Source organism: Termitidicoccus mucosus (assembly GCF_038725785.1).
Classification (GTDB): Bacteria; Verrucomicrobiota; Verrucomicrobiia; order Opitutales; family Opitutaceae; genus Termitidicoccus; species Termitidicoccus mucosus.
The window spans coordinates 5,038,081-5,060,347 of sequence record NZ_CP109796.1; the positions used below are offsets into that span (position 1 = coordinate 5,038,081).

Below are 22,267 nucleotides of genomic sequence, written 5' to 3' on the forward strand. Positions count from 1 at the left end.
GAGGGACATTTAAGCCCGGGGGATGCACGTGCTACGTTGTTTCCCTGTATTCTTTTTCCAGGGCCACGTAGTCGGGCTTGCCGGAGCCGAGGACGGGAATGGTTTTGCAGGGGATCAGCAACCGCGGGACATAGAGCTCGGCGATGCCTTTTTCTTTGGCCTTGGCGAGAATGTCGGCGCGCTGCGGGGAAGGGTGGTCGGTGACTAGGATGACTTCCTCGCCTTTTTGCGGGTGCGGGCGGCTCAGGGCGGCATGGAGGTTTTTCGGCCAGGTGGCGGAGGCGAGTTCCTCGACCGCGGTCAGAGAGACCATCTCGCCGGCGAGCTTGGCGAAGCGTTTGGCGCGGCCGACGATGGTCACGTAACCGTCCGCGTCCACGTCAACGATGTCGCCGGTGTCATACCAGCTGTCGGGCGGGGCTTGTATCCGGCCGGGATTTTCAACGAGGAGGTAGCCGAGCATGATGTTGGGGCCGCGCACCCAGAGGCGTCCGCCGCGGTCGATGCCGGGGACGGGTTCGAGCCGCCATTCGATGCCGGGGAGAAAGGGGCCGACGGTGCCGGGGCGGTTGTGCATGGGGGTGTTGATGCAGAGGCCGGGGGCGGTCTCGGTCGCGCCGTAGGCTTCGAAGACACGCACGCCGAACTGGTCGGAGTAGTGCTGGCGGAGCTCGGCCTTCAGTTTCTCGGCGCCGCTGAACATGTAGCGCACGGAGAAAAAATCGTAGGGATGCGCGCGGCGGGCATAGCCGGCGAGAAAGGTGCCGGTGCCGAAGACGATGGTGGAGTTGGTCTGGTAGATGAGCTCGGGAATGATGCCGTAGTGCAGCGGCGTGGGATACATGAAGGTGGGCGCGCCGTGGAGGAGCGGGAGGATGACGCCGCCGGTGAGGCCGAAGGCGTGGAAGACGGGCAGGCAGGAGAAAAAACGGTCGTTGCTGGTGACGTCCACCGAGGCGACGAGTTGCTGGCGGTTGGCGTGGAGGTTGCGGTGGGAGAGGACGACGCCTTTCGGGGCGCCGGAAGAGCCGGAAGTGAAAAGGATCACGGCGGGCGTGTCGGCGAGGGGGGAGGCGGGCCGGGCGATTTTTTCAAAATGGGTGACGAGGCGCGAGCGCGCGGCGGCCAGCGTGGTCGCGGCGGCGTGGGTGGCGGACTGGAGTTTGGTGGAGGGCGTGGTGGCTTGGGCGGTTGCGACGCTGGCGGCGGATTGGGTGGCACGGGCGACCCGCCCGTGTTCGTTTGGCGGAGGCATGGGCGGGACACCCATGCCACTCAATCCCACGGGCGGGACGCCCGTGCCACTTTCAGAGGCGCGGACATTTTTGTCCGCGATGCCGAGGGCGGCGATGGTTTTTTTCTGGCGGCGGGCGGCGATCCAGCGGGCGTTGCGCAGGTAGAAGGGGAGGCGCAGGTAATCGGCGAAGGTCTTTTTCGCGGCGTCCTCCAGGTAGCGGACTTCCACGCCTTCGGCGCGCATGGCTTCGAGGAGGGGGTCGAGTTTGGCGATTTCGACAAACTTGCGCGCGGTCCAGGCCACGCGGAGGCGCGAAACACGGCAGGCGGCGGCGATGCTGGCGGGGCCGGCGGAGTAGTTGAGCATGGCGCAGACGCGGCCCATGGATTGCACGCCGAAGAAGGCGCACACGGCGGCGGAGCTGTTGGCGATGAGCAGGCCGACGGGGTCGCCGGGCCGCGTGCCGGCGCAGAGCTTGGGGCCGAGAAAAAGGCTGGCGGCGAGGAGGCGGCGGTAGGTGACGGGCTTGAATTGCGGATCGTCGAGGATGGGCGTGCCGTGGCCGTGGCGGATGGCGGCATCGACGAGGCCTTGGAAAAGGGTGACGTTGTTGTCGGCGGTGGCGACGTTGATCTGGGCGAGGATGTCGTAGAGGTCGCGCGCCATGTGCTGGCGTCCGTCGCGCCCGAAGACGCCGGGCGGCGGATGGAATTTGCGCGGGGGCAGGATGGTGAGGGTGATCTTCGGCGACCAGCGGCGGCGGACTTTGCCCTTGAGCCGCGAGAAAACGGTGTGCACGGCGCCGTCGATTTGCACGGGGATGAGGTCGGCGTTGGCCTTGTCGGCGATGAGGCCGGGGCCTTCGTAAACCTTCATGATGCCGCCGGTGACGGTGAGGCGGCCCTCCGGGAAGATCACGATGGGCGTGCCGGTGCGCGCGAGCGTGGTGAGGGCCTTGATCGCCATGGGCTTGGTGGGGTCGATGGCGTAAACGTTGACGGCCCAGAAAAAGGGCTTGAGCCACCATTTGGCGGCGAAGTCGGTATTGATGGCGAAGGTGGGGCGCTCGGGTAGAAACGCGGTGAGCAGCGCGGCGTCGAGGAATGAGGTGTGGTTGGCGATGATGACGCGGCGCTTGCCGGCGCGCTTGAAATTCTCCACGCCGCGCACCTCGACTTTATACAGCACTTTCAGCGCCCAGCGCAGAAACGTGTGCACGACCGCCTCGGGCACGAGCGCGATGATGTAGAGCGCGATGCCGGCATTGGCGATGGCGAGCAGCAGGATCAACATCCACGCGGACAGGCCGAGGGCGAAGAGCGCGCCGCAGATGAGCGCGACGGCGGCCATGAAGAGCGCGTTGATGACGTTGTTCGCTGCGATGATGCGCGAGCGGTGCGCGGGCGGCGACCAGATCTGCATGAGCGCATAGAGCGGCACGCTGAAAATGCCGCCGCAGACGGCGATGCCGAGCAGGTCGAGGCAGAGGCGCGCGCCGGTGAACGAGAAAAACGAAAACGCTTCCGTCACGTAACGGTCGCCGAGGCCGGCGGTGAGCAGCGACGCGTCGATCATGAACAGCGAGATCGCCAGGCCCGCGAGCGGGACAAATTTCGCGGTGGCCTCGCCGCGCAGGATTTTGTTGCAAAGCATCGAGCCGACGCCGATGCCGACGGCGAAGATCACGAGCAGCGCGGTGACCGTGTGGTTGCCGGAGTGAAGCTGCGATTCGACGTAGGCGGGCGTGAGCGTGAGCCAGAAAATGCCGATGAGCCAGAACCACGAGATGCCGAGGATGGCGCGAAAGATGCGGCGGCGGCGCGCGGTGAAACGGATGAGGTCGGCGGTGGCGGTGGCGATGTTGGGGTTGATTTTCAGGTCGGGCGACTCCGACGGCGCGGCGGGCACGCCGAGACTCGCCGCCCAGCCGGTGACGGCGCAGACGAGCAGCACGGCGCACACCCAATACGTGCCGCCGGGCGCCTCGATGAGCAGCCCGCCGAGCAGCGTGCCGCCGAGGATGGCGACGTAGGTGACGGCCTCGAAGATGGCATTGCCCGCCACGAGTTCGCCCTCGCGGAGATGTTGCGGGAGGAGCGAGTATTTGAGCGGGCCGAAGAAGGCGGATTGCGTGCCGAGCAGGAAGATCGTCACGAAGAGCATCCAGGGATTGTCGAGCAGGAGGGCGGCGGAGCCGAAGATGAGGATGATGATTTCCCAGACTTTCGTGAGGCGCACGATGCGCGATTTCTCGAACTTGTCGGCGAGCTGCCCGGCAAAGGCGGAGAAGACAAAAAACGGCAGCGCGAAGAGCGCGGCGATGATTTGCGTGATGACGCTGGCGTTCCAGCCGTGGGTTTTCGCGAAGTGGAATGTGGCGAGGATGACGAAGGCGTTTTTGAAGACGTTGTCGTTAAACGCACCCGTAAGCTGCACGAGAAAGAGCGGCAGGAAGCGGCGGGTTTTAAAAAGATGCAGGGCGCGGCCGGAACCGGGATGGGTGTCGGACATGGGAAGAGAGGGGCGTTATTTAAATGGATGTTTGGGATTTTTTAGTGAGTCCTTTTTGCAGCTATTGAAAAGAACGACGAACCGGAAAATGCGGGAGTTTGGGGCGGCGGCGGTTGTTCAGCGGAACTCGTTCCATTCGGGCGCGGTGTAGTGCTCGACGAGCCCGTCCAGTTCGTGCTCGGCGAAATCGGGCCAGGGAGTCTCGGCGGCCTCCGCGCCGAGCGCGCGGGCGAGCGCATCGGTGAAAGCGGCGTGAAAGGCCTCCCAGTCGAGACCGGCGTCGAGCGCGTCGCGGGCGATCGAGCCTTGGAAAAGGAGGCCTTCCCTGGATCGTTTTTGCGCGGCGCCGGCGACTTTCGCGGCGTTGTCGGCGCGCACGACGTCGTGGAGCTCGGGCTGCGCGAAACACACGCCGGGGCCGCGGAGCGGGGATGCGATGCCGGTATCCGTATCTTCAATACCGCTGGCGGGTCCGTCGCCGGATTTTTTGAGCACGACGGGCTGGCCGAGAGCGAGCAGCACTTCCGCGATGCAGGCGTGGACGACGCGATAGGATTCGGGCGCGGGCGCCTCGCTGAGCGCATGCTCGCGCGGGATAACGAGCGCGTAGGTCCAGTCGGCGCGGTGGTCCACCACGCCGCCGCCGGTGGGGCGGCGGCAGAGCTCGACGGTTTCGTCCGGCGGGAGCTGGGCGCGCACAAAGTCGATTTTCTGGCTGTAGCCGAACGTGAACGCCGGGCGGTGCCAGCCGTAATGGCGGAAACGGGCGCGGGCCGGGTCCGGGTAGCGCTTGAGCAGCAAAAAATCGACGGCCATGTTTTCCGCCGCGCCCGCGTGGCGGGCCGGCAGGAGATCGAGTTGCACGGGGCCGGGGCCGGTGTCGCGCGCGGCGATTTTCATGACGCGAGACGCCTGGCCATGCCCCCGGCCAGTGTTCCGCCGGCAACAGTGTCAGATGTTTTTTCCTTGGTCTTTCCCATCAGTCATCCCGGTCTGCCAGAAAGAGCGGGAAAAAGAAAGATTTCCGGCAGGACGGCATCATTTTGGCGTCACGCCGGCACTCCGGCGGAGACGGGGAGCGGAGGCTCCACCAGCGCGAGCAGCGAATCGATGACGTCGGCGGCGCTGTAGTGTTCCACGCCGTCCTTCAGAAAACGCACGACGTCGGCCAGCGCGTCGCCGGCGGTGGCGAGCATGTCCTCGACGAGATTGTTTTTCCGGCTCTGGGCGAGCCCGCTGGTGGCGAGCAGACCGTTGCACAGGCACATGCGGTTTTCGGTGTCGGCGAGGGCGCCGCCTTTGGCAATGTAGTCCGCCACCGGTTCGCTGGCGCAACGGAACCCGACCGCGCCGTCGGGTTTGCGGTAGGCCGAGCGCAGGTAGCCGAGGTCGCAAATGCGGGTGCGCGCCTCGTATCTCTTTTTTTCCGAGACGGTGCCTTCGACTTGCACGATTTTGAACGGAAATCCGGTGGGCGAGGCGAGCGGATCGGTGAAGACACGCGCGCTGCCGGCGCGCACGGCGGTGATGAGCTTGCGGCGGAGCCCGGCCTCCATGCCCGACTCCTCGCAGCAGGCGAAGGCCGTGCCGACCTGGATGCCCGCGGCGCCGGCGGCCTTCGCGGAGGCGAGCCCCGCGGCGCTGGCCCGCCCGCCGGCGAGCCAGAACGGCAGGCCGAGCGCGGCGATTTTATCGAGCTCGGCCTCGTCACGCGGGCCGTAAACGGGCTGGCCGGTGGCGTCGAGTTGCATGACGCCGCGGGGCGGGGCGTTGTGACCTCCGGCGATGGATGACTCGACAATAAAGCCGTCCACCTTGCCGCTGCATTTTCTCGCGAGCGAGAGGGCGAGCGTGGCGGAGCTGATGATGGCGAGAAAATGCGGGCGCTTGAGGCGCGGCGCGGGTTTGCCCAAAAACGCCTCGGGGTCGAAGCCGATTTCCATTTCGCCGCCGCCCTCGACATCGACTTTCATCGTGGCGGGCAGGCCCTCGGACAGCTTGTCGAGCACGCCCGGGACGTGGCGCGGAATGCCCGCGCCCATGAGCACGTAGTCGACGCCCGCGAGCATCGCGCCATAAAGCGTGGCGAGCTGGGGGAGCTTGATTTTGTCGAGCAGGTTGATGCCGACGGGGGCGCCGGAGCCGCCCTTGGCGAGCGTGACTTCACCGAACGCGGCGACGGCGGTCAACTCGGTGAGACTGCGCGCGGGTGTCGCGCTGAAAAACGGCACCGGCTTGTAGGGCGCGCCCTCGGGGCGGCCTTCGGGCGAAAACCAGCGGTCGAGCACGCGACGGGCCATTTCCGGAATCGGAAACTTGCGGTAGGCGTCGCGGAGGAAGCCGCCGCGGTCGCCGTCTTGAAGGATGCGCGCATGGACGGTGTCGATGCTGGTGCCGGAGACGACGCCGAGTTGACCCTTGGCCGAGACGGACCTTGCGAGCCGCCAGTTCGAGATGGCCACGCCCATGCCGCCTTGGATGATTTGAGGGAGATCCATGTATGTCCTGTAAAAGAAGAGAAGAGTGAGCGTGTGAGAGGGACGGCGAGAAGCGCACTTGTCAAAGACCAAAGAAGATTCCGGCTTTGACCCGGGCGGGCGGCGCCGGGACAACCGGGAGGAATCTTATGGGGCGAGGCGCTCGATCACCCATTCGCCGGAGGCGTCGCGCCGGTAGCGCAGGCGGTCGTGCAGGCGGTTGCGGCGGCCCTGCCAGAACTCGACCGTCCCCGGCGTCACGCGCCAGCCGCTCCAATGCGGCGGCACGGGCACGGCCTGGCCGGCGTATTTTTGCTCGACGGCCTTGAACGCCTCCTCCAACGCGGACCGGCCGGTGACGACGGTGCTTTGCGGGGAGGCCCATGAGCTTATCTGGCTGGCGTGCGGGCGGGAGTGAAAATACGCGCCGGCTTCCTCCTCCGGGATGGGCGCGGCGGTGCCTTCGGCGATGACCTGCCGCTCCATCACGTGCCAAGGGAACAGCAGGGAGGCGAGCGGGTTGTCGGCGAGTTCGCGGCCTTTGCGACTTTCGCGGTTGGTGAAAAAACGAAACCGCGCGCATCGAGGCGCTTGAGCAGCACCATGCGCGAGGAGGGGCGTCCGTCGCGCGTGGCGAGCGAGCAGACCATGGCGTTGGGCTCGGGGAGTTTTGCCGCGGCGGCCTCCTGAAACCATTTTTCGAACTGGCGGAACGGGTCGCGGGCAAGGCTTTTTTCAGACAGCCCGGCGAGGGAGTAGTCCTTGCGAAGGTCGGAGAAATCCATGATGGGCGCCAGCCTAGCCTGCGGCGGCGCGCGGGCGAGGCCGGAGTTTGGGAGCGGCGGCCAGTCCGCATTACTTATGGGAAAATCGCACGCTCCGGCAATTTGTAACCCATTGGGCTACAGATTGCCGGGACGCGGTTGGGTGGGGGCAGGCGCTGGAGAGCCCTGTAAAAAAAGCGCGCCGGGATGCGGCGCGCTTTGCGAGTGGATTTGAGGAATGATTTTCCGCGCCTTCGCTCAGCGGGCGAGCCAGCCGCCATCGACGGCGAGGGTATGGCCGTTGATGTAGTCGGAGGCGGGCGAGGCGAGGAAGACCACGGTGGTCATGAGGTCGTCCGGCGTGCCCCAGCGTCCGGCGGGGATGCGGTCGAGGATGGCCTGGTTGCGGGCCGGGTTCTCGCGGATGGGACGGGTGTTCTCCGTGGCGATGTAGCCGGGCGCGATGGCGTTGGTGCAGATGCGGTGCGGCGCGAGCTCGTTGGCCATGAGCATGGTGAGGCTCTTGATGCCGCCCTTCGACGCGGCGTAGCCGGGCACGAGGATGCCGCCTTGGAAGGAGAGCATTGAGGCGATGTTGATGATCTTGCCGCCGCGGCCTTGCGCGATCATCTGCTTCGCCACGGCCTGGCTGAGGAAGAAGGGCGTGGAGAGGTTGATGGCGATGACGTCGTTCCAGTTTTTCGCGCTGTGCTCGGTGAAGGGCTCGCGGCGGATGATGCCGGCGTTGTTGACCAGGATGTCCACGCCGCCGAGTTGCTTGACCACCTCGGCGATGATGCCGGGCGCGGTCTCCGCGCCCTTGGAGAGGTCGGCGGTGATGCTGACGGTCTTGCGGCCGAGGGCGGCGATCTTCGCGGCGGTTTCGTCCATGGGGATGACGTCAACGAGCGCGACGTCCGCGCCGGCTTCAGCGAGCGCGAGGGCGTAGCCTTGGCCGATGCCGCGGCCGGCTCCGGTGACGATGGCGACCTTGCCGTCGAGTTTGAATTGATCGAGTAATTTGCTCATGTGGTTTTTTTGTGCGGGTTGGTGGATTGGGAGGGAGAATGGGTCGATGTATTTGGCCATCTTTCTCTTTCCTTTTCATCTTTATTCTTTCTTCCCTGATTTGCCGTGCGCACGGGGAGAAAGATTAAGAGGAAAGAAGAAAGGGAAGGAGGCGGAGTCAGCGCAGGTCCTTGGTGGCCACGGGGTCCATGTCTTCGTATTGCTGGTTGTCGCCGCCCATGGCCCAGACGAAGCGGTAGGCGGCGGTGCCGACGCCGGTGTGGATGGACCAGGAGGGGGAGAGGGCGACTTCGCGGTCGCGGACGGTGAGGTGGCGGGTGCGGTCGGGCTCGCCCATGAGATGGACGACCATCTGGTCCTGCGGAATGTCGAAGTAGAGATAAATTTCGGTGCGGCGGTTGTGCACGTGCGAGGGCATGGTGTTCCAGACGCTGCCGGTTTCGAGCGTGGTGCAGCCCATGACGAGCTGGCAGCTCTTAATGCCGCCTTCCTTTTGGTGGATGTAGCGGCGGATGACGCGGCGGTTGGCGTTGGCGGGGTCGCCGATGGGGGGCGTCTTGATGTCCTCGCCGCGGAGCACCGCCGTGGGATATTTGGCGTGGGCGGGGGTGCTGATGCAGTAGAACTGGGTGTCGCCGGAGAAGGAGACGTCTTTTTCCCCGAGGCCGATGTAGAGGCAGTCGAGGTGGCCGAGCTCGTATTTGGCGGAGCCGACGGTGACGGTGCCGGTCTTGGCAGTGAGGTTGAGGATGCCGATTTCGCGGCGTTCGAGGAAGTAGGAGGAACCGATCGGCTTGTAGTTGCCGAGTTTGATGGGGGAGCCGGCGGGCTGCACGCCGACGACGATCATGCGGTCGAGGTCGGTGTAGTGGGCGACGATCTGGCCGGGCTGAAAGAGGTTTTGAAGCAGATAGGTCTCGCGGAGTTTTTCCGTGGACATGACATTGGTGCAGTCGGGACTGGCGGAATAATGGACTTTCATGGGTGCGTGGTTGGTTGTTTGTCGGGTTTTATTTGTTGTGGATCGGATGAAAAGGGAAGCGTCGAAAAACTGACACAATGGCGCGGCAGGTTGAGTCTTTTTTGCGAATTGTGCGATTGGGCGAACTGTTTGCGCTATTCGGCGGGTGAAAACGTTACAGCGAGCGGGTGGCCGAGGCGGAGGGCAAAGTCGGCGAGGTAGGCTTCCCACGCGGCCGGCGCCGGGAAGCGGCCGGTGTCGTCCTTGCTCCAGCAGGCGCCGATGTAGTAGCGCACGGGTTTGCCGGGAGCGGCCTGGACGAGGATGTAGTTGTTGCCTTTGTCCTCGGCCAGCCCGGCGGTCGCGCCGGCGGGGAGCAGGGCGGCGGTGCCGATGCTGCCCTCGCCGAGGCTGGCGCCGGGGGCGGTGTTCTTTTTCGGCGGGCGGTTATAGGTGATCCAGTTGGCTATCCAGCCGGTTTTTGCGTCGGAGGCGAAGGTGTGGGTGGCGTTGCGCTGGGGCTTGGAGAGGCCGACGGCGACGGTGAGCGCGTCGCGGTCCGCGAAGGTGAAGGTGCTGTCGACCTGGTGCAGGTTGCGTCCGGCGTCGATGGTGAAGCGTTTGGTCTCGGTGACTTTCACGCCGGCGGCGTCCCAGGCTTTGTATTCAAGCTCGAACACCGTGCGGATGGGGCCATTGGCGAGGACGCGCCAGGTGGCGTAGTTGTGCGAGGTGTGGATGAGGGCGCCGTCCCAGATGCCGGTGCCGCCGTCGCCGCGGTCGGTGCCGACGTCATACATGTCGATGCCCTCGCCGCTGTTCACGTGGTAGGCGTCGTGGCCCTTGAGATACCAGCGGTTGATGACCGGGTAGCGGACGGATTTTATCCAGACGTCGATGCCGCTGCTGATCATGCGCGATTTCCCGGCGGCCGCCGTGTCGAGCGCCGGACCATACATGCGGTGGGCGATGACGTCGTTTTCAAAGGCGAAATCGTCGAGGCGTTCGGGAACGTAGCGCGCAAAGGTTTTGGGTTCGAAAGGCGGCACGGGCTTGGCGGTGCGCTCGATGGTGAAAACGGCGGTTTTCTCGCCGGGCGCAAAATCATGCTGCCACACGAGATCGTCGCCGAGCACGGGGCGCGCCTCGGGGGTAAAATTGGTGACTTGCGCGGGGATGATGCTGCCTTTGGCGTCGCGGACGGCGACGCAGTCGAGCAGCACGCCGGGGATGCGCGCGCGGACTTCCTTGAAGGGGATGACGATGGTCTCGGCCGGGCGCGCGGTGGCGAGGTCATTGGTCACGGTGACGGTGAACTTGTCCTGCGCGCCGGCATTCGTGCCGGCGAATCCGAGGATGGCGAGCATGAGGACGGCGGCGGCGGGGAGGCGCGGATGGGGAGTGGCGTGTCTGGTCATGATGGATTGGTGGCAGGTTGGTCGATGAGGGAGGGCGGACGTGCGCGCCGCCGGTGTTTTTCAGTGTGGTTGTCGGGAGCGGCGGAAAACTTATTTTCCACTCGCAAATGCGACTCGCACGGGGTTGCGCAGGCGGGCGGCGATGGAGGCAAGATACTTTTCCCAGTCGGCGCGGGTCTTGAAATCGCCGCTCAAGTCCCAGCCGCCGCCGATGTAGTAGCGCAGCGGCTTGCCAGTCTTCACCTTCACGAGGATGAGCAGGTCGGCGGCGGTTTCGGCGAAGCCGGCGAATTTCGCGGAGGGATCGAGCACAATGCCGGTGCCGAGGCTGCCGTCGGCGGGGTCCTTGAACTCCTCCCAGAGGCTGAGCCATGCGCCGGTTTCGTTTTTCGTCGGCACGGCGACGGTGGTCTTGGAGGGGTGCTTGCTCAGCCCGATGGCGACGGTGATTTCGCCGTCGGGGGATTTGCGCGGCGGTTGAAAGGTGAATGTGCTCTCGACCTTGTCCACATTGAGGCCCGGATCGACGGTGAAGCGCTTGGTCTCGGACACCATGAAGCCGTTCGTGATGCCGAAGGCGGGCGCGGCGTCCCACGGCTCGTAACCGAGCTCGAACACGGCGCGCAGCGGGCCGCCCGCGAGGACTTTCCAGATGCTCCAGTTGCGCGAGGTGTGCAGCGCGGCGCCATCCCACACGCCGGTGCCGCCGAGGCCGCGATAGGTGCCGACGTCATACATGTCGAGCCCCTCTCCGGTGTCGGTGTGGAGGCCGTCGTGTCCTTTGTGATACCAACCATCGACGACGAAATGATGGACTTTCTTGCACCAGAAATCGATGCCGCTGCTCGTCATCTGGTCCGGCCCGGCCGACGGCAGTTCGAGCCCGGGGCCGTAGATGCGATGCGCCATGCGGTCGTTTTCCCACGCGAAGTCGTCGTAACGCTCGGGCACGTAGCGCGCCATGACCTTCGCCGGCACGGGCGGAGCGGGCACGGGCGACGCCTCGATGGTGAAGGTCGCGCTCTTCTCGCCGGCGGCGAAATCGTGCTGGAAGACCAGTTCCTGATAGACCGGAGGGCCGCGATGCACGTGGTGAAACGCCGTTGCCTGCGACGGCACGACCGCGCCGCCCGCGTCGCGCACGATGACCTGGTCGAACAACAACCCGGGCAGGCGGCGGCTGACCTCCGCAAACGGGATTACGATGGTCTCGGCTGGCCGCGCTTCGGCGAGGTCGTGCGAGACGGTGATGGTGAATTTTTCGGCTCCATAAAGGGCCGGCGCGACTGTCGCGAACACGAGTGCGAATCCGAGGGCAAAAAACGGGACCGGGAGTGTGATTCTTTTCATGGGCGTGGGAGCAAAAGGACTAGGGCAATCTACAGGCAAATACGGAAATGCGGGGAAACCAAGCGAAAAACCGGCGGCGGCGCAATCGCCCGGAAATCGGAACGTAAAGTCGCGCCCCGGCCGCGGCGTCCGGCGCGTCCCGTCACATGCGGAACAGCACGCTCTCGCGGTTGAACATCCGCACCGCCAGGGCCAGAGCGGCGGCGGCATAAAGGCAGGTCGAGCCGAAGATCAACGCGATCATCCCGGCGGGAAACTGGCCCGCGACCATCTCCTTGCTCACCAGAGCGACGTTGAGGATCGGCACGAACGCGAGTTTTGCAGTGAGCTCCACGCCCGGCAGCACCGCGCCCACCGCCGGCAGGATCACGATGAAGATCAACGGCGACGCATAACTCTGCGCCTCCTTGTGGCTGCGCGCGAACAGCGAGACCGTCAGCAAGCCCGCGGCGAACAGCACCGCCAGCGGCAGCACCAGCGCGCACACGCCGAGCACGCCCGGCCAGCTCACCGCCGGCAGCCCGCCCGCCGCGCCCAGCGCCTTGCCCGTGAGCAACGCGCTGCCCGCCTGCGCGGTCGCCAGCATCGAGCCGAGCGAGCAGGCCACCGTGGCGAGCGACGCCGTGAGCACCATGAGAAACTTCCCCAGCACCAGCTCCGTGCGCCCGACCGGGCTGCACAGGATCGTCTCCATCGTGCCGCGCTCCTTCTCGCCCGCCGTCAAGTCGATCGCCGGATACATCGCGCCCGTGAAGCACAATAATATCAACAAATACGGCACCAGCCCGCCGTAGAGATTGCCGCCCACCTTCGCGGGAGGCGCGACGTTTTCGCGCTTCACCTCAAACGGGCGCAAAAACGTCTCCTCCAGCCCGCGCGCCGCCAGACGCTCGCGCACCAGCCGGTTTCTATAACCGCTGAAAAAACGCTCCAGTTCGCCCGCCGCGAAATCCTCCGACCTGAACTCGCCCCGGAACAGGCATATCGTCACCTCCGCCGGCCTCCCCGCCGCCAGCGCCGCGTCGAAATCATCCGGGATCTCCACCGCCGCGCGCAGTGTCTTGGCTGCGATCCGCGCTTTGTAATCCGGCGCGAACGGCACCAGCCGCAAGCGTTCGTTGCCCTCCAGCGCGGCGCGCACGGCCGGCGAGTCTTTCGCCCCCACGACCATCACCGACGGCGCCTCGTCGTGCGCCTTGCTGACCACTTTCACCGACACCACGCCGATGCCGAGCATCAACACCGGCATCACCACGGTCGGCACGACGAACATCGAGATCAGCGAGCGCCGGTCGCGCAGCGTGTCCGTCAGTTCCTTGCGAAACACCGTGAAAATATTCCGCCAGCGCAGGCTCATGCGGATGCCTCCTTCCGCCGGGATCGCCCCGTAGGGCCTGACCTTGCGTCAGGCCGCGACTGCAAAACAACGCCCCGAATGCCCGGGGGATTTTTCCAGCCGTTATCACGCGCGCGGCCTGACGCAAGGTCAGGCCCTACAAATGCAACAATCGCGTTCATCCGCATCCCTCCTCGCTTGAAAATCCGCCCGCGCGCGCCTCCACCACGCGCACGAAAATCTCCTCCATGTCCTGCCCGCCGTGGCGCTCGCGCAACTCGGCCAGCGAACCTTCCGCCAGCAGGCGCCCGCCGTGCACGATGCCGATGCGGTCGCAGAGTTTTTCCACCTCGCTCATCACGTGCGTCGAATAAACGACGGCCTTCCCGCGCGCGCGGCACTCGCGGATGAAGCGCAGGATGGTGCGTGCCGCCATCACGTCGAGCCCGATGGTTGGCTCGTCGAAAATCATCACCGGCGGCTCGTGGATCAACGTCCGCGCGATCGACACCTTTTGCTTCATGCCCGTGGAAAACTTCTCCACGCGGCGGTCGATGAACTCCGCCATGTCGAGCTCGGTCACGAGGCGCTCCGTGCGCGCGGCGATCTCCGCGTCGCCGAGGCCGTTGAGCCGTCCGAAATACCGGATCGTCTCGCGCGCCGTGAGCCGCCCGTAGAGGGCGGTGCTCGTCGCCAGGAAACCCATGTGCGCGCGCACCTTGTCCGGCTCCGCTGCGACATCGAAGCCCGCCACGCGCGCCGTTCCCGCCGACGGCCTGAGCAGCGTGGCCAGCATGCGCAGCGCGGTGGTCTTGCCCGCGCCATTCGCGCCGAGCAGCCCGTAGATGCGGCCCGGCTCCACGCGAAAACTCAGCGCGTCCACGGCGCGAAACTCCCCGCGTTTCCGGTCGCGAAAAACCTTGGTCAGGCCGGCGGCCTCGATCATTGGCGCGTCTGTTTGCAAGACCGGCAGGTAAACGCCCCGCCCGCGGCTTTTCAACCCAAACCCGTCCTGTTCCAAGCGGCGAAGCCCGTGCCGGCGAGCGTAGCGCAGGCATCCTGCCTGCCGTCAAAACAGAAGGCGCGAAGCGCCGCTGACTTTTTCTTGCTCCTGAAAAAATGCCGCGCTACGCGCGATAAATCAACGACGGCAGGCAAGGATGCCTGCGCTACGCGCTATCGCATCCCCCTGACCGCAACCTCCGTTGAGCTGACTTCACTTTGAGCCATGCCGCCGGGTATTTTCGGCCCCATACATTTGCTCGACATGGGGTATTCGGTTTGCAAATACTCTGCCATTCATGTCGGAGGTCCCATGACTACCACGTGTCCGCCGACGGATAACCACCTAAGCAAACCCATGAAACACACCAAACGAAAACTCGCAGGGCTCGCCCTTGCGTCCTCGCTCATCCTCGCGACCGCGGCCAGCGCCAAGATCGCCGTGGGTGATTATGTTGACCTCTCCGGCTACGTCGGCGCCTCCGCGCGTTACCAGAAAACTGATCGCGACCAAGGTGTTGCCGACGACGACTCCGCCAAGCTCGACCTTGATGCCGTCAAGCTCTCTGCCGACATCAAATACAACGCCCTCTCAGCGAAGGTTTCCGCTTTCATGCCTGGTTCGACGCTCGACGAGTTCAATAGCGACGACATCTTCATCACCGAGGCGTATCTTTCCTACGATTTCGGCAACGGCTATACCGTCTCCGGCGGGCGTTTCCTGAGCTGGATCGGCTACGAGGCCTTTGACCTCGACCAGCAATGGTCGCTGGAGTCCGGCCTCGGCGACATGAGCTACCTCGTGCCGAACTTCCACAACGGCGTCCGCGTGCAATACACCTCCGGCAAAATCACGCTCGGCGCCGCCTTGCTGGACTCGGTTTATAATGGTGAAGACGCCTACACCGGCGACGCGGACGTGCGCAACGGCTTGGGCGGCGAGTTCATGATTCGCTATCAGGACGAGGCTTTCAGTTTCGGCACCACCCTGGCGGTGGAAAAGAACACCGATGCTGACTACAGTCGCTACACCGCCGATCTCTGGGCGCAGTATTATCTCGCGAACACCAAGACCACCTTCGGTGCCGAGTTCATCTATGGACGGTGGTCTTTCAAGAACACGCCCTCGGACACCGTTGATTATGCGGTCATGGTGTCGGCCCGCCAGCCCATCATGGAGCGCCTTTCCGTTGCCGGCAGCGTCGCTTTTGGCAAAGGGGAATCCGCAGGCATGACTGACATGCGCTATCAAAAAGTGGCGGTCGCACCGACCTATGTCCTGAGCGAAAACCTCGAAGCTAGGGCCGAGGTGAGCTGGACGAATTACGACCGCGCCTACACCAGCGCGAAAGACCGCTACTTCGCCGGCGTGCAGATGGTGTTCAAATTCTGACCCTTTTGGCCGCAACATCCCTTGTCTTTCAAACCCCGCCCACCCGGCGGGGTTTTTTATTTGGTGGAGGGCCGAGCTCCCGCGAGGCCGTTGCCGAAAACCGGTGCATTTAACCGCGACGGCCTCGCGGGAGCTCGGCCCTCCAAAATAGGTTTTTATTTGGAAATGGGTATAAGTTTGGCGTTTAAGCTGAGGCGCGCCCGGCCTCTTCTTCAACTTCAACTTAAAACTTAAACTGGCGGCGCAGCCGCCTTGAGGCATGCTGGCGCGAAACCGTCATGATCTTCGATCCTTCCAAACTGCTCCTCATCGCGGGTCCGTGCTCGCTCGAAAATGAAACCATCAGCCGCACGGTCGCCGCCGAACTGGCGCGCATCCGCGACTCGCAGCCGGATTTGCGCATCGTCTTCAAGGGATCGTTCGACAAGGCCAACCGCACCTCGCTCGCCGGGCCGCGCGGTCCCGGCATCGACGAAGGCTTGCGGCTGCTCGCGATGGTGAGGCGCGAATACGGCTTCCCCGTGCTGACCGACATCCACGAGGCCGCGCAGGTGCGGCCGGTGGCGGCGGTGTGCGACGTGTTGCAGATTCCCGCGTTTCTCTGCCGGCAGACGGACTTGCTGATGGCGGCGGCCGCGACGGGACGCATCGTCAATGTGAAGAAAGGCCAGTTTTTGTCCCCGCAGGAAATGGCGCACGTCGTCGGCAAGCTGCGCGGCAGCGGCGCGGCGGAATCCGAGGTATGGCAGACGGAGCGCGGCACGACCTTCGGCTACCAGAACCTGGTCGTGGACATGCGCTCGTTCGCGATCATGAAGACGAACGGATTCCCCGCCATCTTCGACGCCACGCACAGCGTGCAGCTCCCCGGCGCCGCCGGCGGCAGGAGCGGCGGGCAGCGCGAGTTTGTGCCGCCGCTGGCCTGCGCCGCGCTCGCGGCCGGGGCGGATGGGTTGTTCATCGAAACGCATCCCAGGCCCGACGAGGCGATCAGCGACGGGCCGAACATGGTGCCGTTGGAAAAACTTTCCGCGTTGCTGGAAAAATGCGTGCGGGTCTGGAAGGCCGTCCGGCGCGGGGAATAACGTCCCTATTCCGCTCTTTCTCTTTCCTCTTTCTCTTTATTCTTTCTCTTCGATCACCTCCCGCGGCCGGGAGAAAGAATAAAGAGAAAGAGCGGGAAAGCCGGGGTTGTCATCCAAACAATTCCCTCATCCGTTCCGTGAATATCGGCGGCGGGCGCACGGGGCGGCCTTGTTTGTCTATAAAAGCGTGCTGGGTGTGCGCCGTGACGAGAAGCTCGTCGCCGTTATACACTTCGTATTCGAGACGAATGCGCAGGCCGGGTTTTTCGCGCAGCGTGGTCACGACGGTCACCGTGTCGTCATAAAGCGCGGGACGGTGATATTTGATTGCGACCTCGATGACGGGCAGACGATAGCCTTCGGCCTCAAGCTGGCGGTAAACGATGCCCTGCTCCTTGAGCAACGTGGTGCGCCCGATCTCAAACCAAGGCAGGTAGCTGCCGTGGTAAACGATGCCCATCATGTCGGTCTCGGCGTAGCGGACGGCGATCTGCGTGCGGGATTGGATCATGGTGAATGCCTTGAAAATGCCCGCGTCCGGGTTGGATTGACGATGCTAAAAACAGGATGGCGGCTTCCCGGGGTTGATCCAAGATGCGGCCTGTCCTTCCGGCTTTCGCTCGCTTCGTTGACTTCTGTTCAATTTTTAGAGGTGCACCATGAAAAATTCTATTTCCGTGAAATTCGATGAATTGATATTTTTCATGAGAGATCCCTTTTGCCGCCTTGTCAGGCCTGTCGCTTCGCTCGGAACTTTGCGCCTTTGCTGTAAAAACATCCATTCAAAATGGCGGGGAACCCTTTTAATACGGAAGCGAAGGGGGAACGGGCTCGTTTCTTTTCCGTATTTCCGCGCTTCCGTGATTTATTTATCGGTTTGTAATGAGATGAGGCGCGGGCGTTATTTTTGCAGCAGCACCGCCGTCCACTCCTCCGGCTTGAAGCCGACCATCCCGATTTCGCCGCCCTTTGCGCGTCCGAGTACGAAGGGGCGTTTCACGAGATTGCCGTTCGTCGAGAGCAGCTTGAGCGCCTCGGCCTCGCTCATCGCGGGCAGTTTGTCCTTCAGCCCGAGTGCGCGGTAATCCTGGCCGGAGGTGTTGAAAAGCCTGCGGAGCTGCCCGCCCTGGTGGGCGAGCATGGCGCGCAGCTCCGCCGGGGCGGGCGGCGTTTCGCGGATGGGTTTTTCCGCAAACGCGATGTTGTGTGCGCGCAGCCATTTCACCGCATCGCGGCAGGTGCTGCATTTGGCATAGGTGTAAATCGTGAGCATATGACGAGGAGACAACTCAAAGTAAGGCCACACCGCCAGCGCCTTTCTTTTTTTCAGAACACCCAGTTCAACGTCGCGCTGACAACGTAGGCGTCGGCGTGGGTCGTCACGGGGACGACGCCCTCGGCGGGGCGCGCGGCGATGTCACGGTCTTTGATCAGCACGTAGCCGTAGGCGAGGTCGAGGGTGGCGCGATCGCTCAATTTAAAACCGCCGCCGAAGGAGACCACTTGGCGGTCGTTGGATGGCACCATGAAGTCGGCGTGGGCGGGATCCACGGGATCCTTGTCAATGACATACCCGACGCGCAGGGCAAAGGTGTCCGTCCATTGGTATTCGGCGCCGAGGGAGTAGCGCCAGACATCGCTCCAGTTCTTCGGGCTGCTCGTGGCGATTTTCCCGCCCATGCCGGTGGGCGCATAGATGTCAATGTCCAGTTTGTCGTAGGACGACCATTCAGTGAGGAGGGCTTGGAAGCCGATTTCGAGACGGTCAATCGGGCGGTAGTTGACGCCGAATGCCCAGGACGCGGGCAGGTCGATGGCACCGGTGGCATGGACGGCTCCGAGACCGGCGGCGGTGAAGGGGGTGGCGGTCGCGTGGGCCTTGTCGAAGTCGAGTTGGAGGTGGGTGCGGTAGTGGAGGCCGACGCCGAGTTGATTGTTGAGTTTGTATTGAAGGGCGACGTTGTAACCAAAGGCGGTGGTGTCACCGTAGAGGCGGAGTTTCCCAAGCGCATTGGCTCCGGTGAGATCGCGGCGGATGTCAACGTCGGCGTAAATGGCCTGAAGGCCGATGGCGATGGAGAGCGCGTGGCCGTTTTTCTCAAAAACTTTCCAAGCGACGCTGGGGTTCACTTCGAAGGTGACGATTTCGGTATAGTAATTGTTGACGCGTCCGGGCCAGGTCGGGTCGAAGTCGCTTTTCAAGCCGAAGGGCGAGAAGAGGGCGATGCCTGCGGAGAACCGGTCGTTGATTTGCCGGGTAACATAGACATGCGGCATCGGCGCGACGTAATTGTTCATATTGGTGCGCTGGGCATCAAGATGCGCGCCTCCCAGTTGGGCTGGATAGTCGTATTCATGCACGTCCAGCGAAACGTTGGGGACGATGGCGGCGACGCCAGCGACGATCCGGGTGCCCTTCAACGAGGTGATGGCGGCGGGGTTGGAATAGAGGGCGGAGGCGTCGTCGTTGAGGCCGGTGACGGCATTGCCCATGGCAAAGCCGCGCGAGTTGGTTTCATAAATCGCGAAGCCCGCTCCGTGGGCAATTTGGGCCCCGGCTGCAAGAGCAAGGGCGGTTGAGGCCAGCGTGATCAGTTTTGTGGAGGTTTTCATCTGCGGGAAAAGGCAAAAGCCACGCCGCGCCCGTGCACGGGGCCGTCACATTACAGGCCCGTCGGGGAAAGAGGGTGTTGCAGCGGAGGTTCAAGCGTTGGGGCACAAGGAATGCGACACACTCGCCGATCGGTTTCCTCCGTCAACACTGGATTGCGGTGTGCAAAAGCGCGGCTTTATGCAAAACTTGGGCCGCGTCCGCTGGGCCAACTCCGCCCTTGACCCCGTCCCGTCCCGCGGGCGAACGTCTCAGCTTATGCTCAAAGCTGGCATCGTCGGCCTGCCCAACGTAGGCAAATCCACTCTCTTCAACGCACTCACCCGCTCCCGCAAGGCGGAGGCGGCCAACTATCCTTTCTGCACCATCGATCCCAATGTCGGCGTCGTCACCGTGCCGGACGACCGCCTTTACGTCCTTCAGAAAATCGCGAAAACCCAGGTCGTCATTCCCGCCGCCATCGAGTTTGTGGACATCGCCGGCCTCGTCGCCGGAGCCAGCAAGGGCGAGGGGCTGGGCAACCAGTTTCTTGCCAATATCCGCGAAGTGGACGCCATCGTGCAGGTTGTGCGCTGCTTCGAGGATCCCGATGTCGTCCACACCATGGGCGGCGTCGATCCCGTGCGCGACATCGAGGTCATCACCACCGAACTCGTGCTCGCCGACCTCGAATCCGTGACCAAGCGCATGGAAAAAACGCAAAAAAAAGCCAAGTCCGGCGACAAGGAGGCCATCGTCGAAATGGCCCTGCTCGAACGTCTCTCGCCCCACCTCAACGAAGGCAAAACGGCCAACGTGCTTCCCGGCGCGACCGAGGACGACACGGCCATGATGAAACTCTTCCAGCTCCTCACCGCCAAGCCGGTCCTCTTCGCCTGCAATGTCGCCGAGTCCGACCTCGCCACCGCCGAGGAGAATCCCTTTGTGCAAAAAGTCGCCGAATACGTGCGCACCCACCACGACGCCGCCTACGTGCCCATCTCGGCCAAAATCGAGGCCGAGCTCATCGAATTGCCCGCCGACGAGGCGAAGGCGTTTTTGAAAGACCTCGGCGTGGATGATTCCGGCGTCTCCGCGCTCATCCGCGCCAGCTATGCACTCCTCGGCCTGCAAACCTACTTCACCGCCGGCGAAAAGGAAGTGCGTGCCTGGACCATCAAGAAAGGCTGGAAGGCCCCGCAGGCCGCTGGCGTGATCCACACCGATTTCGAGAAAGGGTTCATCAAGGCGGAAGTGGTGAGCTACGAAGACTTGTCCCGCCTGGGCGGCACCGCGGCGGCGAGAGAGGCCGGCAAATACCGGCTGGAGGGCAAGGATTACGTCTTTCAGGACGGCGACGTGGCGCTTTTCCGTTTTAACAATTGAGGATTGTGGGAAAGGTTGATGCGTTGGCAGATGGCCGGGGCAAACGTCTTCACCCGCAAAATTTGATTGGAAATCGCGTCCAAAACCTGCACGTTACGCCTCTTTCCTGATCAAGCCAGAGTAGCTCAGTGGTAGAGCAGAGGACTCATAAGCCTTTGGTCGCCGGTTCAAATCCGGCCTCTGGCACCAATTTGGGGCACTGCTTCGTTCCAGAAGTGGTGCCTTTCGTTTTTCATCCGACGGAGCGCCTGTTTTAATGAAGATCGGATCATATCAGAAAGTGAACGGGACCATGGGCTGTTTTTTCTGAAACGGCAGGGAGCTTCGGGTGCCTCGCGCATTTTCGCTCATGGTCTTGAAACCTGCCATGCCCGCACCGGCGGTGTTGCCAGCGGCGAACCCGTCTTTTTGTTCTGTTCCCCGGCGCGGGAACGGATGCGGAATACCGCGTCTGCCGTCGCGCCCATTCAGCCGAAAAGCCACCAACCGGCCAGTGCGGAGAGGAGGACGACGCACCATGGCGGCACACGCCAGACCTCCAGCAAGGCAAACGCCGCCAGCGCCGCCGCCGCTTCGCGGAGACCGCCCGCCGCGCTTGTCCACACCGGATGGTAAAGCGCGGCCAGCAGCATGCCCACGACGGCGGCGTTGGCGCCGCGCATCGCCGCCTGCATCCACCCCTTGTCGCGCAACACATGCCAGAACGGCAGCGCGCCGCCGATGAGCAGCCACCCGGGCAGAAAAACCGCCAGCAGACACCACAGCCCATTCACCCAGCCGCGCGTCCCGCCGTCCATCACGGTGCCCAGATACGCGGCAAAGGTGAACAACGGCCCCGGCAGGGCCTGGGCCGCGCCGTAGCCGGCCAGAAACATATCATCCGAAACCAGTCCCGCCGGCACCACCTCGGCATGCAACAGCGGCAGCACGACATGGCCGCCGCCGAACACAAGCGCGCCCGCGCGATAAAACCCCTCGAACACCCGCGCCCCGCTTCCCACCGTCCCGCCGCCGGCCAGCGGCGGAAGCAGGAGCAGGGCAAACAGCACCAGCGCGCCGATGGCGCATATGTATCCATATTTCGGATATATAATGGCTCCGTTGCCTTCGCCGGGTGTTCGCGTGCCTTTCGGTTCGCGGCAAAAAATCCATCCCGCCGCCATGCCGGCGGCGATCACCGCGATCTGCGCCCACGCGCCCGGCACGACCAGCACCGCCACGGCCGCGAGCAGCGCGAGCGCGACCCGCGTCCGGTCGGGGCAGAGTTTTTTCCCCATGTTCCACACCGCTTGGGCGACCACGGCCACCGCCGCCAGTTTCAGGCCGTGCAGCCAGCCCGCGCCGCGCAGGTCGCCGGCCCGGGCGATGCCATAGCCAAACAAAATCATCAGCAAAGCCGAAGGCAGCGTGAAACAAAACGACGCCAGCAGCGCACCCGGCAGGCCGCCTCGCATCATGCCAAGGGCGTACACGAGCTGGCTGCTCGCGGGACCGGGCAAAAACTGGCAGAGCGCCACGAGGTCGCCGTAAGCACCGTCGTCGAGCCAGCGTCGTTTACGGACAAATTCCTCATGCAGGTAAGCCAAATGCGCGACCGGCCCGCCGAAGGAGATACAGCCGAGCTTGAGAAACACGGTGACGATTTCGACCAGCGCGCGGGCGTTGCGGGACGGATGGTTCATTGCCGGTGATGGTGCCGCAAAACCGAGAGATGTTCGGCCCGGACGT

Annotated in this window: 16 protein-coding genes, 1 tRNA gene and 1 pseudogene; 4 read left to right on the forward strand and 14 right to left on the reverse strand. The window is 63.9% G+C overall.

Translation table 11 applies throughout. The features are described from left to right. Window positions 1-31: 31 nt before the first annotated feature. From OH491_RS17635 to OH491_RS17680, 10 genes and pseudogenes are all read right to left on the reverse strand, one after another. Complete coding sequence (locus OH491_RS17635) at window positions 32-3,748, reverse strand: MFS transporter (RefSeq protein ID WP_068770289.1); 3,717 nt, start codon at window positions 3,746-3,748, stop codon at window positions 32-34. 117 nt (window positions 3,749-3,865) lie between these two features. Continuing rightward, on the reverse strand, window positions 3,866-4,648 hold the full coding sequence (locus OH491_RS17640) for a lipoyl protein ligase domain-containing protein (RefSeq protein ID WP_068770288.1): 783 nt from the start codon (window positions 4,646-4,648) through the stop codon (window positions 3,866-3,868). A 149-nt stretch (window positions 4,649-4,797) separates the two neighbouring features. Next, window positions 4,798-6,246 (reverse strand): nitronate monooxygenase, encoded by a 1,449-nt coding sequence (locus OH491_RS17645; RefSeq protein WP_068770287.1) that lies wholly within the window; start codon window positions 6,244-6,246, stop codon window positions 4,798-4,800. A 126-nt stretch (window positions 6,247-6,372) separates the two neighbouring features. Further along, window positions 6,373-7,010, reverse strand: a pseudogene (pdxH, locus tag OH491_RS17650) (pyridoxamine 5'-phosphate oxidase). Between the two features lie 237 nt (window positions 7,011-7,247). Beyond that, window positions 7,248-8,018, reverse strand: coding sequence for a 2-dehydro-3-deoxy-D-gluconate 5-dehydrogenase KduD (gene kduD, locus OH491_RS17655; protein ID WP_068771093.1), 771 nt, complete (start codon window positions 8,016-8,018; stop codon window positions 7,248-7,250). A 157-nt stretch (window positions 8,019-8,175) separates the two neighbouring features. Then, the gene (gene kduI, locus OH491_RS17660) at window positions 8,176-9,000 is read right to left on the reverse strand and encodes a 5-dehydro-4-deoxy-D-glucuronate isomerase (RefSeq protein WP_068770286.1); all 825 of its coding nucleotides are present in this window, start codon (window positions 8,998-9,000) and stop codon (window positions 8,176-8,178) included. A 134-nt stretch (window positions 9,001-9,134) separates the two neighbouring features. Continuing rightward, window positions 9,135-10,397: a DUF4861 family protein gene (locus OH491_RS17665; protein ID WP_068770285.1), complete on the reverse strand. Its 1,263-nt coding sequence runs from the start codon at window positions 10,395-10,397 to the stop codon at window positions 9,135-9,137. A gap of 90 nt (window positions 10,398-10,487) precedes the next feature. Beyond that, the gene (locus tag OH491_RS17670; RefSeq protein WP_068770284.1) at window positions 10,488-11,747 is read right to left on the reverse strand and encodes a DUF4861 family protein; all 1,260 of its coding nucleotides are present in this window, start codon (window positions 11,745-11,747) and stop codon (window positions 10,488-10,490) included. A 142-nt stretch (window positions 11,748-11,889) separates the two neighbouring features. Continuing rightward, complete coding sequence (locus OH491_RS17675) at window positions 11,890-13,104, reverse strand: ABC transporter permease (protein WP_068770283.1); 1,215 nt, start codon at window positions 13,102-13,104, stop codon at window positions 11,890-11,892. A 157-nt stretch (window positions 13,105-13,261) separates the two neighbouring features. Next, a complete protein-coding gene (locus tag OH491_RS17680) occupies window positions 13,262-14,047 on the reverse strand; it encodes an ATP-binding cassette domain-containing protein (RefSeq protein ID WP_334319285.1) in 786 nt (261 codons plus the stop codon). Between the two features lie 396 nt (window positions 14,048-14,443). Between OH491_RS17680 and OH491_RS17685 the strand changes: the two genes are divergently transcribed. Together OH491_RS17685 and kdsA are read left to right on the forward strand one after the other, a co-directional pair. Beyond that, on the forward strand, window positions 14,444-15,478 hold the full coding sequence (locus tag OH491_RS17685; protein ID WP_068770281.1) for an outer membrane beta-barrel protein: 1,035 nt from the start codon (window positions 14,444-14,446) through the stop codon (window positions 15,476-15,478). Between the two features lie 278 nt (window positions 15,479-15,756). After that, window positions 15,757-16,563 carry a 3-deoxy-8-phosphooctulonate synthase gene (kdsA, locus tag OH491_RS17690; protein ID WP_068770280.1) on the forward strand — a complete coding sequence of 269 codons (807 nt, stop codon included), beginning with the start codon at window positions 15,757-15,759 and terminating at the stop codon, window positions 16,561-16,563. 109 nt (window positions 16,564-16,672) lie between these two features. Here the strand turns inward: kdsA and OH491_RS17695 are convergent, their stop codons facing one another. The 3 genes from OH491_RS17695 to OH491_RS17705 form a co-directional block, all read right to left on the reverse strand. After that, a complete protein-coding gene (locus OH491_RS17695; RefSeq protein WP_068770279.1) occupies window positions 16,673-17,074 on the reverse strand; it encodes an acyl-CoA thioesterase in 402 nt (133 codons plus the stop codon). A gap of 390 nt (window positions 17,075-17,464) precedes the next feature. Beyond that, the gene (locus OH491_RS17700; protein WP_068770278.1) at window positions 17,465-17,836 is read right to left on the reverse strand and encodes an arsenate reductase family protein; all 372 of its coding nucleotides are present in this window, start codon (window positions 17,834-17,836) and stop codon (window positions 17,465-17,467) included. A 53-nt stretch (window positions 17,837-17,889) separates the two neighbouring features. After that, window positions 17,890-19,176: an OmpP1/FadL family transporter gene (locus tag OH491_RS17705; RefSeq protein WP_068770277.1), complete on the reverse strand. Its 1,287-nt coding sequence runs from the start codon at window positions 19,174-19,176 to the stop codon at window positions 17,890-17,892. A 256-nt stretch (window positions 19,177-19,432) separates the two neighbouring features. On the opposite strand from OH491_RS17705, the gene ychF reads away from it, so the two are divergent. Both ychF and OH491_RS17715 read left to right on the forward strand, forming a co-directional pair. After that, a complete protein-coding gene (gene ychF / locus OH491_RS17710; RefSeq protein WP_068771092.1) occupies window positions 19,433-20,539 on the forward strand; it encodes a redox-regulated ATPase YchF in 1,107 nt (368 codons plus the stop codon). A 114-nt stretch (window positions 20,540-20,653) separates the two neighbouring features. Beyond that, window positions 20,654-20,728, forward strand: a tRNA-Met gene (locus tag OH491_RS17715). Window positions 20,729-21,006: 278 nt separating this feature from the next. On the opposite strand, the gene chrA is transcribed toward OH491_RS17715, so the two are convergent. After that, complete coding sequence (gene chrA, locus OH491_RS17720) at window positions 21,007-22,221, reverse strand: chromate efflux transporter (protein ID WP_068770276.1); 1,215 nt, start codon at window positions 22,219-22,221, stop codon at window positions 21,007-21,009. Between the last annotated feature and the right edge of the window lie 46 nt (window positions 22,222-22,267).

Bases quoted from the DNA above. Each gene is read 5' to 3' on its own strand.
- OH491_RS17635 (WP_068770289.1), bottom strand. From the start codon at position 3,748: ATGTCCGACACCCATCCCGGTTCCGGCCGCGCCCTGCATCTTTTTAAA.
- OH491_RS17640 (WP_068770288.1), bottom strand. From the start codon at position 4,648: ATGAAAATCGCCGCGCGCGACACCGGCCCCGGCCCCGTGCAACTCGAT.
- OH491_RS17645 (WP_068770287.1), bottom strand. From the start codon at position 6,246: ATGGATCTCCCTCAAATCATCCAAGGCGGCATGGGCGTGGCCATCTCG.
- kduD (WP_068771093.1), bottom strand. From the start codon at position 8,018: ATGAGCAAATTACTCGATCAATTCAAACTCGACGGCAAGGTCGCCATC.
- kduI (WP_068770286.1), bottom strand. From the start codon at position 9,000: ATGAAAGTCCATTATTCCGCCAGTCCCGACTGCACCAATGTCATGTCC.
- OH491_RS17665 (WP_068770285.1), bottom strand. From the start codon at position 10,397: ATGACCAGACACGCCACTCCCCATCCGCGCCTCCCCGCCGCCGCCGTC.
- OH491_RS17670 (WP_068770284.1), bottom strand. From the start codon at position 11,747: ATGAAAAGAATCACACTCCCGGTCCCGTTTTTTGCCCTCGGATTCGCA.
- OH491_RS17675 (WP_068770283.1), bottom strand. From the start codon at position 13,104: ATGAGCCTGCGCTGGCGGAATATTTTCACGGTGTTTCGCAAGGAACTG.
- OH491_RS17685 (WP_068770281.1), top strand. From the start codon at position 14,444: ATGAAACACACCAAACGAAAACTCGCAGGGCTCGCCCTTGCGTCCTCG.
- kdsA (WP_068770280.1), top strand. From the start codon at position 15,757: ATGATCTTCGATCCTTCCAAACTGCTCCTCATCGCGGGTCCGTGCTCG.
- OH491_RS17695 (WP_068770279.1), bottom strand. From the start codon at position 17,074: ATGATCCAATCCCGCACGCAGATCGCCGTCCGCTACGCCGAGACCGAC.
- OH491_RS17700 (WP_068770278.1), bottom strand. From the start codon at position 17,836: ATGCTCACGATTTACACCTATGCCAAATGCAGCACCTGCCGCGATGCG.
- OH491_RS17705 (WP_068770277.1), bottom strand. From the start codon at position 19,176: ATGAAAACCTCCACAAAACTGATCACGCTGGCCTCAACCGCCCTTGCT.
- ychF (WP_068771092.1), top strand. From the start codon at position 19,433: ATGCTCAAAGCTGGCATCGTCGGCCTGCCCAACGTAGGCAAATCCACT.
- chrA (WP_068770276.1), bottom strand. From the start codon at position 22,221: ATGAACCATCCGTCCCGCAACGCCCGCGCGCTGGTCGAAATCGTCACC.